The following is an 18,430-nucleotide window of genomic DNA, read 5'->3' as shown; positions in this document are numbered from 1 at the left end:
ATGGATTATAGAACATAGCCAGCGGTTTCAACCGCTGGGACGCAACGTATATCACAATCTTTGTCCCTGCAATTCGTTTCCTATATTGAAATACGAATGGTAAAATCGTTATTCTAACTATGTGTGAAAACGAGTTTTCTTTTTATTCTTTTTTATTGATTTAGATTCTATGTTTCTATGTGTTTAAAATATCCAGCATTTTTATTTTAGTGTAAAGAATTCCGCTAAAGGACCAAGTGCCAATGCTGGGAAGAATGATAAAGCAGCGATAATTGCGATTACGGCAAAAGTCATGATTCCGAAAATTGAGGTATCGGTTTTTAAAGTTCCTGCACTCTCTGGAATGTATTTTTTACCTGCCAGTAAACCTGCAATTGCTAATGGACCAATGATTGGAATAAAACGGCTTAGCAGTAATACAATTCCTGTAGTGATATTCCAGAACGGGTTATTATCTCCCAATCCTTCAAAACCAGAACCATTATTGGCAGCGCTTGAAGTATATTCATATAACATTTCTGAGAATCCGTGATTACCAGGATTGTTTAACCAGCCTGTTGCGTTGCCGCTAAACCAATAGCCCATTGCGGTATCATGTGCTGCAAAATAAGAGGCTAAAGCAGTTCCGGCTAATATTAATAAAGGGTGAAGAATGGCGATAAAAGCGGCAATTTTAACTTCCCGCGCTTCGATTTTTTTACCTAAAAATTCGGGAGTTCGACCAACCATTAATCCGGAGATAAATACAGCCAGAATAATGAAAACATAGTAGTTCAAAATACCAACACCACATCCGCCGTAAAAGGCATTTACCATCATAGATAATAATTGCATAGCACCAGAAATAGGCATAGAACTATCGTGCATACTGTTTACAGAACCTGTAGAAATTACCGTTGTAGCAATGCTCCAGAAACCTGAAATTGCTGGGCCAAACCGAACTTCTTTTCCTTCAATCGCTCCGGTTGCCTGTGCAATACCCATTTTTTCGATAGCAGGATTTCCGTTGATTTCACTCATAACCGTTGGAACAACCAAGAGTAAGAAACCAACCGTCATAACACCAAAAATAATATTCGCTAATTTTCTTTTGTTTAGGAAAAATCCAAGAGCAAAAATCATCGCAAACGGAATAATCATCTGCGCCCAAAGCTCAACTCCATTCGTAAAATAAGTTGGATTTTCTAATGGATGCGCTGAGTTGGCTCCAAAAAATCCACCACCATTTGTACCAATATGTTTAATAGCAATAAAAGCTGCAGCGGGTCCGCGAGAGACTTCTACATGATCACCTTGAAGTGTTGTAATAGCATCTTTACCTTCAAATGTCATAGGAGTACCGCTGAAAACTAATGCGATAGCTACAATTGCTGAAAGAGGTAATAAAATACGAGTACAGCTTTTGATGAAATAATTATAAAAATTACCCAATTGTTCTGTTGTTCTTTCTTTCATTGCTGTAAAAATCATAGCGGCAGCAGCCATTCCGATACCGGCAGAAACAAATTGAAGAAACATCAAGACGATTTGTGAAAGATAAGAAACCCCGCTTTCGCCTGAATAATGCTGTAAGTTACAATTGACTAAAAATGAAATTGCAGTGTTAAATGCCAAATCAGGCGTCATCGAAGGGTTGTTATCCGGATTAAGAGGTAAAGAACCCTGAAACAATAAGACAAAAAAGCAAAGAAAGAACCAAACCATATTGATACTTAAAAGTGCTTTTAAGTGTTGTTTCCAGTTCATTTCTTCAGCCGAATTAATACCGCTGATTTTAAAAATAAATTTTTCAATTGGATTGAAAATCGGATCAAGAAGTGTTTTATCTCCTAAATAAACTTTAGCAATATATTTTCCTAAAGGAATAGCTAAAACAATGGTGAGGAGAAAAATACCAATGACGCCTAATAATTCTGTGTTCATAATTTTTATATTTTTTAGTGAAAAATGAGAGATGATTTTGTAAAAAGGATGATGAATAAAATTTACGTTTACATGTCACATTCAGGATTTCACTTTTTTACATGATTTAAAATTTTTCGGGTTTGATTAATACATATACCAAATACACGAAAACAGCGATTGAAATAATAAATAGTGCGGTCATGATTTAGATTTTTTCAAAAAATTCGACTGACATAAAACAAATTGCAAATAGCACCACGGCCAATGCGAGTAAAAGAAATGTGATCATAGGAGATTATTTTGGATTTTAGATTTAAGATTGTAGACTTTAGATTTTCGATTAAACAGTTAACCGATTAAACTTTTTACACTCCCGATGCATTAACCTGCTTGATATATTCCGCTTTAAGTGTCTGCGGAAACAGATGAGAAATATTGCAGTGACGCACTTCCATAAAAGAAGAAACCGAAAAAACATACACATTAGAAATGGCATTTTTAGTTTCGATGCTTCCAGTTATAAACAAACGTTCGGCAAGAGCCAGACATTTCTTTGCTCTCACGATATTGCCTGAAATAATCGATTTTTTGGTGATTTCGGCAAAGCGTTCAGCTTGTTTGTAGATTGAGGTAACTTGAGTTTTCATTTGGAATGAATTTTAATGTTCTCCCTCCTTATGCCAAAATATGTTCCGAAAAAGTTGAGTTACAGCTAAAGTACTGTCAATAAAAGGAATGTACTTTTATGCCAAAAATCAGGCATAAAAAAAGCCTATCATTTTGATAAGCTTTTATTGAAATGATAAGGTTTGTTTAATTATTAATTGTGAATTATTAATTATGAATTTTGAAAGCCCCAGCGGGGCGGCATATTTTTGGATTGTAGGTGTCGCTCCTCTGGAGCTTTTTTTCATTGGCAATAAATAATCTATAAATATTGCGCTTCTCCGAAGCTTTAAAAATTGATATTGAAATTTGCCATTAATATTGGAATTTGGAAATTTTTAAATTTTGGAATTTTCAATCCCATATTCTTCCAGCTTTCTATACAAAGTCGCAATTCCAATTTCTAATAATCGAGCCGTTTCTGCTTTATTCCCTTTTGTATAATTTAAAACCTTTTGGATATGCAGTTTTTCAACACTCTGCATCGAGAAAGCCGACATAGGTTTTGAATTATTTTCAGCTTGATGCTGCATTTCGTAAGGCAGAACATCCGAGGTTAAAGTATCACCATTACTCAAAATAACCGATCTTTCGATGATATTTTTAAGTTCGCGGATATTTCCCGGCCAGGAATAATTTTCTAATTTCTGCAGAAATTCATCAGAGATATGTAATGTTTTTTTATTCGTTTTTTCAGAAAACTGTTTAACGAAATAATGAGTCAATACTGATATGTCTTTAATTCTTTCTCGTAAAGAAGGCAGTTTTATTTCGAAGATATTTAAACGGAAATACAAATCAGAACGGAAGCGATGTTCATCACTTTCTGTTTTTAAATCTCTATTTGTAGCGGCAATTAATCTGAAATTTGATTTTTTAGGAGTCGTGTCGCCAACCGGAATATATTCGGAAGTTTCTAAAACACGCAATAATTTGGCTTGAAGATCAATTGGCATTTCTCCAATTTCATCCAGAAATAAAGTGCCGCCGTTCGCTTCTTCAATAAAACCCTTTTTATCTTTTACAGCTCCCGTAAAAGCGCCTTGTTTATGACCAAAAAGTTCGCTTTCTAAAATTTCTTTTGTAAAAGTACTGCAGTTTAATGCCACAAAAGATTTCCCAACACGATTACTATTTTCGTGAATGGCCTGCGCAAAAACTTCTTTTCCGGTTCCGGTTTCGCCGGTAAGTAAAACAGTCGAATCTGTTTTGGCAACTTTTTGGGCAAGATCAATAACCTGTTCTATTCCTTTCGATTTTCCAACAATGGTATTAAAAGAATATTTATCGTTAATGCGTTTTTCAAGCTGCTGCACCTTTTTTTGCAAATGCACTTTTTCAACCGCTTTATAAAGAAGCGGAATAATCTTGTCATTATCGTCGCCTTTTACAATATAATCGAAAGCACCATTTTTCATTGCCTGAACACCATCTGGAATATTCCCAAAAGCAGTCAGCAGAATAACTTCTGTCAGCGGAAAACTTCCTTTTATGTTTTGAAGAAAATCAACACCGTTTCCGTCAGGCAGTTTTACATCACATAAAACAACATCAATATCCGTTTGTTCCAGTTTCTTAAAACCTGATTTCAAATCTTTGGCTTCAAAAACTTCAAATCCTTCCGATTTTATAATACGCGCCAGCAGACTTCTCAGTTTTTCTTCGTCGTCTATAATTAAAATTTTGTTTGTCATTTGCAGATAAGCTAAAAACCGAATTGGTATTTTGATGTACAAATGTAGGTTTTAAATCATTTTCCTTTTTTGATTCAGAGGAAATTCTTGCGAAAATTCAATTTTCAAAATCGTTCCATTATTATTTTCCATGGTTAATTTTCCTTCAAGATCATCTGTTAAACCTTTTATTAAGCTCATTCCAAACGAGTTTGCTTTTTTATCGTTGAGGTTCAAATCAAAACCAATTCCGTTATCAGAAATAGTCAATATATATTGATTTTCAGCTACTGTTTCGAGCGTTATGTAAATCATTCCGGTTCGATCTTCGGGAAAAGCATATTTAATAGAATTCGTAATCGCTTCATTTAAAATCAACCCAAGCGGAACAGCATGCGCAACATCTAATTCCAGCGGATCGACTTTTACATCAAAGCGAATTCTCTGCCCAAGTGAAAAAGATTCTCGTAAATATTCGACCAATTCCTTAATATAATTTGGCATATTGATCGTCGAAATGTTCTCGGAATTGTACAATTTCTGATGAATTAAAGACATCGAGTGAATCCTGTGCTGACTGTTTTTTATTGCCGATAAAGCCATATCGTTTTCTAAATAAGCCGATTGAGAATTCAGTAGACTAATAACGGTTTGAAGGTTGTTTTTTACACGATGGTGAATTTCTTTCAACAGCCATTCTTTCTCATCCAGTAAATGTTTCAGATTGATGTTTTTCTGGTTGATTTCTTTTTCCTTGATTTCAAGTTTGGCGTGATTTCGTTGTTTTAATCGGTATCGGTTATACAATAATCCAATAGTAATAAGCAATAAAATCAAACTCCAGATGGAGACACTATTTAAGAGTTTTGATTTTTGAAGTTCGCTTTCCTGTAGTTTCGACTGATCGTTTAAAAGCTTAATTTTTTGCTCTTTATTCTTGGTTTCGTAATCAATTTTAAGTTCTTCAATCAGTTTGTTTTTAGAATATCCAAGAGTTGAATCACTGATTTGCTTGTAGTTTTCAAAGTGTTTTATGGCACTTTTATAATTACCATTAACAGAATCTGTTTTGAACAATAAATACTGAAGTCCCTGCGAATTGTAATTTTTGTTGTAGATTTTACAAAGAGCAAAAACTTTATCAGTATAAAATTTAGCTTTTTCCGGTCTGTTTGTATCAATATAAAATAAAGACATTTGAGTGTACTGATGTACAACCTCGTTAAAGGTTTCGGGAGTATTGAGCTGCGATGCATAATAATCCATTTGTTTAAAATACTTTTCGGCCTGCACATAATCCTTTAAAGTAAAATAACAATTAGCCTTAATGTAATTAATTGACATTTTATCGAAAGTACTTTTTGGAGGATATTTTTCGGTAGTTGAATTGAGATATTCGAGAGCTTCCTTAGTTTTTCCTTTTAAAGATAAAGCGGCAATAGAACCAAAAAAACTTTTATACCAAGTACCGCTGTCTACGTTTTGCTGTCCAATTTCAATACCTTTTTTGTACATTTCTAATGCGGCCTCATTATGACCGTAAATATTATAAACGTCGCCCAATCGCAGATAAAAGATTTCTCCCAAAGTGTAATCTTTTTCGGTTTCCATTCTTTTTACGCTTTTCAGGGCATAATATAAAGCAGTTCTAATGCTTCGCTGGCTCAATTCTATATAAGCAATGGTAGTTTCTGCAAACTGCTGATGCGTGAAACCAATTTTTCGTAAATCGATTAAATTTTGATACAATCTTTTTTTGGCTTCACTTACTTTATTTGTCCAAAAATAAATCGTGGTAATCTTCATGTAATTCTCTATTCTTTTTTCTTCAAGATTTAGAGAAGCATAAAGCGAAACGGCTTCTTGCAGTATTTTTTCTTTCTCAGGATCTAAATTAAATAAGAGCGTTCCATAAGCATCTAAAGCTTCGGCAAGACCTGGTTTGTCATTTTGTTTTCGGCATTCGTCTATAACCTGCAAGAAATACTTTTTTCCTTCGGCCGGATTATTGGCCTGATAATAATATTTACCTAAAAGCAATAAACTTTGATGCTGCCATTTTTTTATTTTAAGCTGATTGCTGACCGAAACGGCTTCATCAATATAGGTTTTAGCATTTTTAAGATCTTCTGGTTTTGAACCGGGTTTAAAAAGATAAAAACTACCTAATTGAAGCAATAATTTAATTCTATCTTCCGCTTTTGTTTTAGCCAAAAGTTTTTGTGCCGAATAAATATCACCTTTATCTATTAAATCACTGCCAATTAATTTTGTGCCGTCGTAAAAACCTTCATTATAACTTAACGAAACAGGCAGTTTGTATGCTTTACAAGCTACCACTACAGAACTATCCGGATCAATTGCACCTTGATTGGCATTAAATAAATACATCGAACAAGATTGAATTAAGAGTCTCTTTTTGGGAAGATCATATTTGGCCACAGCAGGAGATATTTGTGCCAATGATGAACAGGTAATTAACAAAATCAAATAAGAAATGATTCGTTTCATAATTTGTTAAATATTAGATTTTTGGATTGGTTTTAGTAAACAAATATAGAAATAAAGAAGCCTGATTTTTTTGAAAAATATCAAGAAAATTCACATTAAATATGGTTTTTTTGATATAAAAAATCCAAAACACTGAAATTACTGGTGTTATTTAACTAATTTTATACCAGTAAATTACAGGGTTATAATATAAATAATACTACATTTTATGGGAACGGTCTCTGAAAACAGCACCCAATCTGAAAAAAACGGCTTACAAAAACAAATTTTAATTGTTGAGGATCAATTTATTGAAGCACATGATTTGCAGTTAATTCTGGAAAAAGCAAATTATAAAGTGATCGGGATTGTGCGTTCAGTCGATCAGGCATTGGATGTAATTCAGACCCAAAAACCGGATTTGGTATTTTTGGATATTATGCTGAAAGGAGATAAAAACGGAATTGATCTGGCGTATGTTTTAAAAGAAAAAAATATTGGTTTTATTTTTATTTCGGCCAATTCAAGCAAAAGAATTTTAGATCAGGCCAAAACCACACAGCCATACGGATTTATTGTAAAACCTTTTAGGGAACAAGATATTTTAACCACTCTCGAAATTGCTTTTTATAGACAAGAATACAGCTTAGAATCGCAGTTAATGCAGCAATTAGAATTGAAAAATGACCTTACAGAATTAATCAATTCAAACCTTAAACTCGAAGATGCTTTATTGGCTTTTGCCAAAATCATTCAAACCTTTGTTTGTTTTGATTATTTAGAAGTTGGTTTTGTAAATGCAGAACAATATTCGAATCTCGGAATCATCCGAAAAAATATCGACCAATATCAAATTATAAGCGTACAAAAGCTTTCTCAAATTGCCGATATATCCATAAAAGAATTAAACGAAACCTACATAAAATCGCAGATTGATATTAAACCCGTTATTTACAGCGAAGAATCGTTGATTAATAATTTTCAGGCTGCGCCCATAAAAGGAATTATTTCACATAATTTCGGCATTAAGTCCTATTTGGTTTTTCCGCTTTCAATTGCAGTCTCGCAGCGTTTTTGTTTTACTTTCTACAGCCGTAACTTCAATATTTATTCCAATGAAAACTTAAAATTATTATCTAATTTAGAAAATACATTTTCACAATTTATATCTTGTTTTTATTCATCGGTATCCATAATTCTGGAACCAAAAGACATTCAGGTGAAGAAAGAAAAAAACGAAAATATAAAATCTGGTTTTGAAGGAATAATTGGCAACAGTTCTCAAATGGTAACGGTTTTTAATTACATTAAAAAAGTAGCGCCGTCTGATACTTCTGTTTTAATTTTGGGAGAAAGCGGCACCGGAAAAGAAAAGATTGCCAAAAGTATTCACGATTTATCTCCACGAAAAGACAAATCATTAATTATAATAAATTGCGGCGCCATCCCGGAAAACCTTGCCGAATCCTTGCTATTCGGACATGAAAAAGGGGCTTTTACGGGAGCAACAGATAAGCGAATAGGAAAATTTGAATTGGCAAACGGAGGTACAATTTTTTTGGATGAAATAGGAGAGATGCCATTAGAACTTCAGGTAAAATTACTGCGCGTTTTACAGGAACGTGAAATAGAACGTGTAGGCGGACTAATGCCCATAAAAATTGATGTTCGTATTATTGCGGCAACCAACAAAAACCTGGAAGAAGAAGTCGCTGCAGGACGTTTTAGAATGGATTTATATTATAGACTGCATGTTTTTCCAATTATGGTTCCGTCATTAAAAAAACGAAAAGAAGATATTCCGGAATTGGCAGATCATTTTATAAAAGTCTACAGCGAACGCATGAGTAGAAAAGTGCCAACGCTTTCAGACAATGCTTTACAGCAAATAACAAATTACGACTGGCCGGGAAATATTAGAGAACTCGAGCATCTTATTCAACGTACCTTACTGCTTACAGAAGGAAATACAATTAAAGCAATTGAATTTTTGCCTTCGTCTAAAATGCATGCACAGCAAAACACTGATTCGTTTTCGATTAAAACCATTTTAGAAAATGAGCGGGATTACATCTTATATATCCTTAAAAAATGCAACGGAAAAATCTCAGGCGCGGGTGGTGCAGCCGAAATTCTGGATATCCATCCTTCAACCTTAAATTCAAAAATCAAGAAATTAGAAATTAAGAGAGAAATAAGTTAATTTTTTTTGCAAAGAAAATTGCTCGCCAAGTCGCCAAGTCGCCAAGTTTTTTCTTTTTTAAGTTTAAATTTTGCGACTTGGCGACTTTGCGAGATTCAAAGACAAATAATAAATAAACTTAAGTCATTTTCTCAATCCATTTTACCACGGATTCTGCAACTTCTTGCCATTCGCTTTGAAGAATTAAAAAATGATTTCTGTTTTTGAATTCTTTATAACACGTTATAGAATGCAGGTTTCGATGTTTTCTGAAATTCCAATGAACCAATTTCGGAGAAATGATTTGATCCTCTGAACAAGAAATAAAAAAAAGCGGAACATGTTTTTTCCTGAAGTTGATTTTCGCATGATTTGAAAATAGATTTCGCAAAGCCTTTTTAGATTCCGGGATAATGAATTTGTCATATACTGCTTTCTGCTTTTCAATCGATGCAATATTGAAGAACGTATTTCTCCAATTTTCGAATGGCAGAAGAAACGTTTTTTTAGAAGAAAAAAAGACATTTGAAAAACGGAAAATGGTTTTATAAAACGAAAATTTTAAAGCAGTAAAACCCTTTGGCGGAAAAGGATTAATACAAATTCCGGCTTCGGCTAAATTTTTCTGAACTAATAATTGAACCAAAAATCCGCCGTAAGAATGTCCCACTAAAATAGGTTTCTCAGGAAGTTTTTCAATAATTTCGGTGTAATAACATAAAAGATCAAATAAGCTGATCGAACCAATTTTTACACACGGATTTTGATCTCTTAAATTTACAGCTGAATCGTTTTTATGAAGCCATGGCGGCGCCACAACCTTGTATCCTTTCTCTTTAAAAAAAGCAAGCCATTCTTCCCAATAAAAATGACTCACAAAAGCTCCCGAAATAAACACAATCGTTTTTGTATTAGAAAGATACATAGCAGGATTTTTTAGTTGTATTTTAAAATACAATCTGCATGCCCTTTTGCGAAGCACTGATTACAAAGGATTTTCTGCTATTTTGACTTTAGGAGACTTATTATATTTCGTTAAATACTTTTAATGTGTTGAAATATCAACTTTTAGCGCGATAAAATTTAGAACACTGATTTTATGGATTCACTTGGTGAAAACGCTGATTGACACAGATTTTATTTTTTAAAATAATAAAAACCCGTTTTTATCCGCGTTTTCGCGAAGCGAATCCGTTTTATCCGCGTTCCATTATTACACTCAAAACTTATTAATTATCTCGTATCTTTAAAATCTCTAATTCTAACCTAAAAATGAAAATACCACATTACCGAATAAAACACTTTTTATTGACTTTTATTCTCCTGATTACGTCGGTTTCACTTTGTTTTGCAAATGAATTCAATACTAAAATCGATTCTTCAAAAGCGAAAACCATTTCCTTTAAAATTAAATTGAAATCAGACAATAAAGTCCATATAAAACCTGCTCCTTTAAAATACAACAAACATTTTGCTTATAGTTTTACGCTTGATGACGGATATCGATCTGCTTATTTAACCGCTTTTCCGTTATTGAATGGAGGAAAAATAAGTAATCCCGATAAAAACGAATGGAAGATTGATCAGGGCGGAGACGGAACAACATCAAAAGGTCTTTTTTATTCTGACGGATTCGGAAATAAAATTCCGTTTAAATTGGCTTTGGCGGTTAACGGAGGTTCAATTAGAGATTTACCAGCAAACCGTGGACATCTTTCGTGGCCTGAAATAAAAGAAATGTACAATGCCGGCTGGGATATTTTGAATCATGGTTTCCATCACGCAACAAAACACGGCACAAATTATTTGACAGAAGTAACCGAAAATACCACTTCGATAAAACAAAATCTTGATTTTACGATGTCGCATTTTGTGGTTCCGGGCGGAGAAGGCGATGAGAAATATTATTTAGAATATGAAAAAGAGGCGCTTAATAACGGGCATTTTTCGGTTGCGTCTTATTATGGTGTTGGTCCAGTTTTTAATGTTGATTCAAAAATGAATTTAGATAAAATGATTTCTGCCCGAACCTTTGTGCGGAGTTCAAAAGACACGACCAGTTTTAAAACAATGGATCGTTATTTAAAAACAGTAGATTCAATTGTAAAACAACCCAATGCAATTTGGTTTAACGAATTTACACACGGAACCGGAAATACAAACTTGTGGAATTTAAGCATGCGTTTTCCGGATTTTAAATACTATATGATAACGCTTGCCAATAAATACGGCGCAAAAGGAAACGATTCTATCTGGATGGCGCCTTGGCAGGAAGTTTACGAATACATTTGGCTAAGAGACAGAATTAAAGTCGATTACAAACAAAAAAATAAAGAAATAGAAGTTACGATTGAACTGCCTGAAATTCCAGAAACTTTTAGGCATAAAGATATTTCTTTAGTAATCGATACTTCTTCAAAATTTGAAATCGAATCCAATAAAGATTTGAAAATAAAAGACGACGGAAAAACAAACCACAAACAGATTTTGATTCAATTGAAATAAAAGGTTTTAGCCACTCCCGATAGTTATCGGGATAAAAGGATTAAAATGATTTTTTTTGCCACGAATTCACGAATTTCTCTAATTCCTATTTTTGACTGATTTTTATTTCAAACATAGCCCGTGGTTTCAACCACGGGTACACAATGTCTAATTACACCCAATTCGTAACGTTTCCCGCGGTTGAAACCGCGAGCTATATTTTGAGCATTTGCGAAAAACTAAAATTAAAAATTAGTGGAAATTCGTGGAATTCGTGGCAAAAAAAAATCTAATCAATCTCTTTCTCGTTGTCCTTTATAAAAGTATCAATATTCATTAAATACGGATCAACAACAATGCGTTGAGGTTTTGTTTTGAGTTTTAATTTCCCTTCAATTTTATTGTTTTTGATAGCAAAAGGATTAAGAAACAATTTTCCGTTTTCATCATAAATCCCAATATCTATTGTGGCATCGTTTGCAATTTGTTTTCGTTCTCCAGTTGCATTTTCCCGATACTTTTTAGAGTCAGCTTTAAAAGAAACTTCATAAAAATCATTTTTTTGAATACTTGAAACAGATTCTATTTTTGACGAATACGTAATAATCTGCTTAAACATTTCATCTAATTTAGAATGTAGTTTTTGATCTGTCATTGCATAAATTTCTTTTAATAAAGCCTCAGAATCAGGAAAGGGATTTGGATATTTATAATGACTCAGAAAATTTTTCAAAGCCAGATTTACTTTTTCTTCACCAATTAAAACCCGAAGCTGATACATTACCAGCATTCCTTTATCATAAGGCAAATGTGGCGTATCGTAATTCGTTTTATACAAAGGCGTTTCAGGATCATAACTTCGACTGCTCAAATATAAATCGAGATGAATTTTTAAAGTTTCGAGTGCCTTTTCCAAACCATGTTCTTTTTCATACAACATCAGTTCGGTGTATTGCGCCAGAGTTTCAGTCAAAATCCAGCTTCCTTCTTTTTGTTCCGGACTAATCTGTGAATTCCCCCACCACTCATGCGACAATTCATGCGCCGTCAATTGATTAATTACATCTTCTTTATCCTTATTGTTGAGGTTGCTGTAGAATCCGAAATTCTCTTTCATAAAAACAGTGGACGGATATGAAGTCGCAGCAAATCCATCCGCGAAAGCAGAAACTTCGGCATAACGAATCGTTTTGTATGGATATTTCCCAAAATTGTTTTGGCAGTAATCTAAAGTGTTTTTCACATCCTGAATTAATTTAGCAACGTTTCTGGAATGCCTTTTGTCATAATAAACTTCAATAGAAATTCCTGTATAACTTGTTTTTTGAATTTGATATTCGGCAGAAGAAAAAGCAAACCGAAACGGAATCTTTCCGTTAGATTTATAATGAAAATAATTGCGGTCGTCTTTTTTCCAATTTCCAATTAAATCTCCAATGCCAATCGCCGTCTGATTTTTAGAAGTCGAAACCACAGCATCATAATCAACAAAATCATATTTAATTTCCGATTTGTCTTCCAGTTTTTTAAGAGGCGCCTGCGGTTTCAAATGTCTTTTCGTACGTTCTTTTTTACTGCTGATTTCATTCGATTCCTGATAGCCAAAAAGCGGAAAGTAACGACTTATTCGCATAAACGAACCATTTTCAATAATAGAATTAAATGCTGTATGTCCTTTAAATGGCGACCACGAAGACTCAAAAGAAAAACTCATTTTCATTTTCTGCTTCGGTTGCAAAGGTTTTTCCAATCGATACCAATAATGATGAAATGCCGAAACATCGTCCAGGTTTTTCGAATTCGGAATTTCAACAGAAGTCAGTTTAGAATTTCGATCTATATATAGGAGTAAACTATCAATTGGTTTTTCAGTATTATTAATCAATTCATAAATGCCTTTTACTTCATAACGGTTTTCCTCAGGAAATAAATCGACTTTACTTTTTACAGAAACAATCGTAGGCTGGGCAAGAGTGGTATACTTTTTAAATTGAGTTTCATATTGTTCGCTCCAATTGTTCTGATCGTCTTCGGTCAAATACGGATATTCGATATTGGTTTTGTAAAAAAGATAACTCCCAAAGCCAGTAAAAAGAATAATTCCCAATGCAAAAGTTGCTTTTTGAAAGGCATTGCAGGAATTTCTTCGAAAGGTTTTTACAATTGAAGCGTTTCTTTTCCACAAAATTCCTGTCAAAGTAAGAAGCAGTAAAGCCAATCCAAAATTGTACAACATGGAAATATGAAACGGAAAAGTATATTTTCCGAAACCATTCAAATCAAAATATTCTCTTTTAAACGCATCTCCAAATCGCAGTAAAGGATGTGAAATTCCCAATTGTTCGCCAATTCCCGTACAAAACAAAATACAGACAAAAGCAGCAACCGAAAGTCCGATGTATTTATTTTTAATAAAAGTCTGAATTGAGATTATCAAAATCGAAATCAGCAGCAACGGAAAACCGAGATAATAAAACAAAGAAAGATAAAGATCCAATTCGATTGGAGCATTGGCATTCGCAATCTGAAAGGCGCATCCAATCAAAATACTAATGCTGATTATGATTAACGGAATGATAAAAAGCGCTGTCAATTTGGATAGTAAAATCACAAATTGAGAATAAGGGGCGGTATTTTCGAGCATTTCAAATCTCGAATTTTCGCTTCGGTTTAATAATTCACTGCTGTAAAAAAGGAGAATCAAGATCAGAATAAAAGGCAGACGATCCATTATGGTGGAAATCATCAAAGCCGTATCCGTAATTTTTTCGGCTAATCGGATACCGCCGTCAATTTCATCCGAAATTTCGATTGCCAATAATCCCGAAAATAAAAGAACAATCAATAAAAACGGAATTCCTTTTAGAATCAAATAAATATCCAGCTTGATATTGCTTTTAAAAACAGTAAAATTATGTCTGAAAGTTTTGAACTCGATTTTTTTTGGAATTTCCAAAGAAAGGATTTTTTCTTCTTTTGAAATGACTTTAGGCGTTTTTATCTTTTTGGTTTTCGTTTTTCGGAAAGAAAACAAGTGATATGAAGTAAAAAGTAAAAGCAGTGAAACCGAAATCCACAACAATCGATTAAATAAAAAGTTCCCCGAAAGCGAAACCAGTTCGGTATTTTTTTCAATTGAAGTCCAATATCTCGTTTGTTCTAAAAAAGCAGCCAAACCAAACGGATCTATTTTTGCAGCCAAAGACATGGCTTTCGCCGAAGAGGGAGAAGCATTTGCAAAGATGGGCGAATTCGAAAAAATAGACCCCACGATATATAAGATGTAAATTAATAATCCGCCAACATAAATAAAAAGTTTACTTCGCGTAAGCCAGGCCAAAGCCGTCAATATAGAAAGGCACAAGAAAATATTCGGAATCACAATTACAAAATATGGCCAGAGATAATTTATAATTTCAAAAGAACCAATCTCACTTTTAGAAAGCCACGACATTTGATGTCCAACGATCATTCCGACGATAAACATTCCAAAAGAAACTACGGCGATTATAAACGCAGTAATAAATTTTGGAGCCAAATATTGAAACTTAGAAATAGGAGAGGAGAAAATAATCGAATCGAATTTCGTTTCATATTCCTTTAAAAAACGCTGCGCGACCTGAAGTGTAATCGAAAATATCGCCATCAGCGAAATCAAACCAATCGCATACGTAAGCACATACGGACTATTTTTGTAAGCGCCCGAAAAAGAAAAGTTCGCAAAAGCACTCACAAAAAATCCTAAAACCAAATAAATAATAAACGTGGCATAAAAAGTCCAGCTTCTGGTAGTGTTATGCCATTCAAATTGAATTAATTTAGAAAGCATAACACTAATTTTTAAGTTGATTTTGAGCTAAAACACTAAAATAAACATCGCTTAAGTCTGGCGATATCAATTCGAAACCAGAATCTGGTCGTGTATCTGAGAAAACATGAATATTGATTTTCCCTGAATTTAAGTTGGACGAAATGATATTAAAGTTCGATTGATGTTCTTTCAGTTCTGTTTTCTGAATGGCTTTCATCCAGATTTTATCTTTCAAAGAATCGATCGCTTCGTTTGGTTTTCCTTCCAAAATCAATTTTCCGTTGGAGATAATGGCCATTTTTGGGCATAAATCACGAACGTCTTCTACAATATGAGTCGATAGAACTACAATAATGTTTTCGCCAATTTCACTCAGCAAATTATTAAATCGGTTTCTTTCTTCTGGATCAAGTCCCGCAGTAGGTTCATCCACAATAATAATTTTCGGATTTCCCAGTAAAGCCTGAGCAATTCCAAATCGCTGACGCATTCCGCCGGAAAAAGAATGAACCGCTTTATCTTTATACTGGAGTAAATTGGTCTGCTGCAATAAATACAATATTTGATCGTGTCGTTCCTTTTTATCGACAATTCCTTTTAAAACTGCCAGATGATCGAGCAGGCGATAAGCCGAAATTTTAGGATAAACGCCAAATTCCTGTGGAAGATAACCCAGATTTTGCCTGATGAACATTGGATTTTCCAGAATATTAATTCCGTTAAACTCAATACTTCCAGAAGTAGGTTCCTGCAAAGCGGCAATAGTCCGCATTAAAGTCGATTTTCCGGCGCCGTTTGGACCAAGTAAACCAAACATTCCGTTTGTAATTTCAAGCGATAAATTGTCAATCGCTTTTGTGCCGTTCTCATACGTTTTGCTGAGTTTTTTGATTGATAAACTGTTCATTTTTTGATTGATTTTGATGATTGAATTAAACTATGATTTGAAAAAATTAGGCAATAGAATGCCTCTCGGCTTCAAAAACCGATTTATTAAGAGTGAAATAAGATTTAAAAAGAAAGCTATTCTGCCACGTATTCTAAAATATCCCCGGGCTGGCAATCCAATATTTTACAAATAGCTTCGAGAGTATCAAACCGAATTCCTTTTGCTTTTCCAGTTTTTAGAATCGATAAATTAGCAGGCGTAATATCTAGTTTTTCTGCCAACTCTTTACTCTGCATCTTGCGTTTGGCAAGCATTACATCAACATTTACAATTATTGGCATAGTTATATAAATAAGTCTTGTTCGTTCTGAAGGTTTAAACCTTGTTTAAAAATGGCGGCTAAAAAGTACGCAAAAACACCCAGCATTCCGTGTAATAGAATAAAAAGTGAAACTTCATTATCCAGCGGCACAAAAAAGAAAGCCACAAATATTACAATACCCGGAATTAATAAATTGGATAAATAGAAACGCCTTAAATGAGAAATTCCGTTTGGAGTAAATAATTTAGGCTGAAAAAATACTTTAAAAACATTACTGCTCAGTAAAAAGAAAAGTCCGTACAAACTCAGCGGAGCCAAAAAATCAAAAAGTATATAAGGCAGATTATAATCGCCAAGCATTAAAGGATGAGAAGTAAAAGGATAACAAACCTGAAAATACTTTCCGTTGTCCTTAAAAGTCAAAAACAATCCCGTTACCAAAGTAAAAATAGAATAGGCAGCCAAAAAGAAATAAACCACCGACAAAAATCGGGTAAAGTAAAATAATATTCTAGATACAATATAAGTTGTCTTCATATACTTAAAAGTTAGATTGATATTGCAAATGTATAATTAATTATCGTAAAACAATAATTAATTATTAAAAATTACTCATTTTAAACCTTTTGAGAATATTATAAATCTATTAACATTAGAAAACAAAAGGCATCCACATAAAAGGCTTAATTTTGCATATTAGCATTTTTTTATATGAAAAACCCAATTTCAGTCTCATTATTAGAGCTCGCTATCATCACTCAGGATAGCAATGCCACAGAAACATTCCAAAAAACAAAAGACATAGCGCAATTAGCAGATACTTTAGGATATAAGCGATTTTGGCTTGCAGAACATCACAATATGGCACACGTTGCAAGTACAGCAACGGTTGTTTTAATTGGTTATGTAGCAAGTCAGACCAAAAATATCCGAGTTGGTTCTGGCGGTATCATGCTTCCCAATCATTCTCCTTTAGTTGTTGCCGAACAATTTGGAACCCTGGAAACGCTTTATCCCAACCGAATCGATTTAGGTTTAGGAAGAGCGCCCGGTACAGATCAGCCAACCGCTGAAGCAATTCGAAAAGACTTTTTTGAGCAGGCACAGCGTTTTCCGCAAAACGTAAGCAAACTTCAAGAGTATTTTTCAAGCGAAAATGCAACAGGAAAAGTGCGTGCATTTCCAGCCGAAGGTCTAAAAGTGCCAATCTGGATTTTAGGATCAAGCATGGATAGCGCGGCTTTGGCAGCAGCTTACGGATTGCCGTATGCTTTTGCCGGACACTTTGCACCAAAACTGATGATTCAGGCATTTGAATTTTACCGCGAAAATTTCCAGCCTTCAGAATATTTAGATAAACCAAAAACAATGGCTTGTGTTAATATCATTGCAGCCGATACAAACGAAGAAGCAGAATTATTGTCTACAAGTTTGTATCAAATGTTCCTGAACTTAATTAGAAACGACCGTAAAGGTTTACAGCCGCCAGTTCCGTCATTAGACGACATCATGAACGAGCAGGAACGTTTTCATGTCAATCAAATGACAGCCGGAACCTTCACAGGAAACAAAGAACAATTAATAACCGATTTGAAAAAGTTCATTGACTACGCTAGAATAGACGAATTAATGGTAACAAGCCCTATCTTCGATCATCAGGGAAAACTAAAAAGCATTCAAATCACCAAAGAAGCAATCGACAGCCTAAACGAAAGTATACATATATAAGAGTAGATTTCATTCCCACAACCCGACAAGTTTCTAAAAGCTGTCGGGTTTGTTTTTTTTTTTTTGTACATATATATATAAAGTAGAAAGCCTCGATTGTCAGGCTGAGCGAAGTCGAAGCCCTTTTGATTTTGGAATTTGAAATTAAGCGCCGGCAATTTTGGAATTTGGTATTTTCATTATTGGAATTTTAAGGAGCTTAATCCCGCTATCCGCTGCAATCTTTTATTTTGAACCCCAAAATAAAAGGATTTCCACTACTATCGGGGCTATGATATGC

13 protein-coding genes are annotated in these 18,430 nt (G+C 34.0%); 3 read left to right on the top strand and 10 right to left on the bottom strand.

The features are described 5' to 3' along the window. Positions 1 to 201: 201 nt before the first annotated feature. The 5 genes from kdpA to AC1RRQ_RS03475 all read right to left on the bottom strand — a co-directional run bounded on the left by kdpA (position 202) and on the right by AC1RRQ_RS03475 (position 6,755). The gene (gene kdpA / locus AC1RRQ_RS03495; protein WP_493021489.1) at positions 202 to 1,923 is read right to left on the bottom strand and encodes a potassium-transporting ATPase subunit KdpA; all 1,722 of its coding nucleotides are present in this window, start codon (positions 1,921 to 1,923) and stop codon (positions 202 to 204) included. A gap of 106 nt (positions 1,924 to 2,029) precedes the next feature. Next, positions 2,030 to 2,107, bottom strand: a complete 78-nt coding sequence (gene kdpF, locus AC1RRQ_RS03490; RefSeq protein ID WP_081909388.1) for a K(+)-transporting ATPase subunit F — start codon at positions 2,105 to 2,107, stop codon at positions 2,030 to 2,032. Positions 2,108 to 2,270: 163 nt separating this feature from the next. Then, entirely contained in the window at positions 2,271 to 2,552 is a 282-nt protein-coding gene (locus AC1RRQ_RS03485; protein ID WP_071636641.1) for a DUF7674 family protein, read from the bottom strand. Positions 2,553 to 2,909: 357 nt separating this feature from the next. Then, positions 2,910 to 4,265, bottom strand: coding sequence for a sigma-54-dependent transcriptional regulator (locus tag AC1RRQ_RS03480; protein WP_493021487.1), 1,356 nt, complete (start codon positions 4,263 to 4,265; stop codon positions 2,910 to 2,912). A 51-nt stretch (positions 4,266 to 4,316) separates the two neighbouring features. Then, entirely contained in the window at positions 4,317 to 6,755 is a 2,439-nt protein-coding gene (locus tag AC1RRQ_RS03475; protein ID WP_493021485.1) for a histidine kinase dimerization/phosphoacceptor domain -containing protein, read from the bottom strand. A gap of 208 nt (positions 6,756 to 6,963) precedes the next feature. Between AC1RRQ_RS03475 and AC1RRQ_RS03470 the strand changes: the two genes are divergently transcribed. Continuing rightward, a complete protein-coding gene (locus AC1RRQ_RS03470) occupies positions 6,964 to 8,937 on the top strand; it encodes a sigma 54-interacting transcriptional regulator (protein WP_493021483.1) in 1,974 nt (657 codons plus the stop codon). Between the two features lie 118 nt (positions 8,938 to 9,055). Here AC1RRQ_RS03470 and AC1RRQ_RS03465 read toward each other — a convergent pair whose 3' ends face one another. After that, complete coding sequence (locus tag AC1RRQ_RS03465) at positions 9,056 to 9,841, bottom strand: alpha/beta fold hydrolase (protein WP_493021481.1); 786 nt, start codon at positions 9,839 to 9,841, stop codon at positions 9,056 to 9,058. 347 nt (positions 9,842 to 10,188) lie between these two features. On the opposite strand from AC1RRQ_RS03465, the gene AC1RRQ_RS03460 reads away from it, so the two are divergent. Then, a complete protein-coding gene (locus AC1RRQ_RS03460) occupies positions 10,189 to 11,421 on the top strand; it encodes a polysaccharide deacetylase family protein (RefSeq protein ID WP_493021479.1) in 1,233 nt (410 codons plus the stop codon). Positions 11,422 to 11,689: 268 nt separating this feature from the next. Here AC1RRQ_RS03460 and AC1RRQ_RS03455 read toward each other — a convergent pair whose 3' ends face one another. From AC1RRQ_RS03455 to AC1RRQ_RS03440, 4 genes are all read right to left on the bottom strand, one after another. Further along, a complete protein-coding gene (locus tag AC1RRQ_RS03455) occupies positions 11,690 to 15,229 on the bottom strand; it encodes an ABC transporter permease/M1 family aminopeptidase (protein ID WP_493021477.1) in 3,540 nt (1,179 codons plus the stop codon). Between the two features lie 4 nt (positions 15,230 to 15,233). Continuing rightward, positions 15,234 to 16,118 (bottom strand): ABC transporter ATP-binding protein, encoded by an 885-nt coding sequence (locus AC1RRQ_RS03450; protein ID WP_493021475.1) that lies wholly within the window; start codon positions 16,116 to 16,118, stop codon positions 15,234 to 15,236. 116 nt (positions 16,119 to 16,234) lie between these two features. Beyond that, on the bottom strand, positions 16,235 to 16,441 hold the full coding sequence (locus AC1RRQ_RS03445) for a helix-turn-helix domain-containing protein (protein WP_012024053.1): 207 nt from the start codon (positions 16,439 to 16,441) through the stop codon (positions 16,235 to 16,237). A gap of 2 nt (positions 16,442 to 16,443) precedes the next feature. Continuing rightward, positions 16,444 to 16,959, bottom strand: a complete 516-nt coding sequence (locus tag AC1RRQ_RS03440) for a DUF2975 domain-containing protein (RefSeq protein ID WP_493021473.1) — start codon at positions 16,957 to 16,959, stop codon at positions 16,444 to 16,446. A 174-nt stretch (positions 16,960 to 17,133) separates the two neighbouring features. On the opposite strand from AC1RRQ_RS03440, the gene AC1RRQ_RS03435 reads away from it, so the two are divergent. Continuing rightward, positions 17,134 to 18,150 carry an LLM class flavin-dependent oxidoreductase gene (locus AC1RRQ_RS03435; protein ID WP_493021471.1) on the top strand — a complete coding sequence of 339 codons (1,017 nt, stop codon included), beginning with the start codon at positions 17,134 to 17,136 and terminating at the stop codon, positions 18,148 to 18,150. Positions 18,151 to 18,430 lie beyond the last annotated feature (280 nt).

The organism is Flavobacterium sp. GW821-FHT12A05, assembly GCF_058807735.1.
The sequence above is the reverse complement of the archived record's forward strand: the minus strand, read 5'-3'. Positions and strand labels throughout refer to the sequence as shown.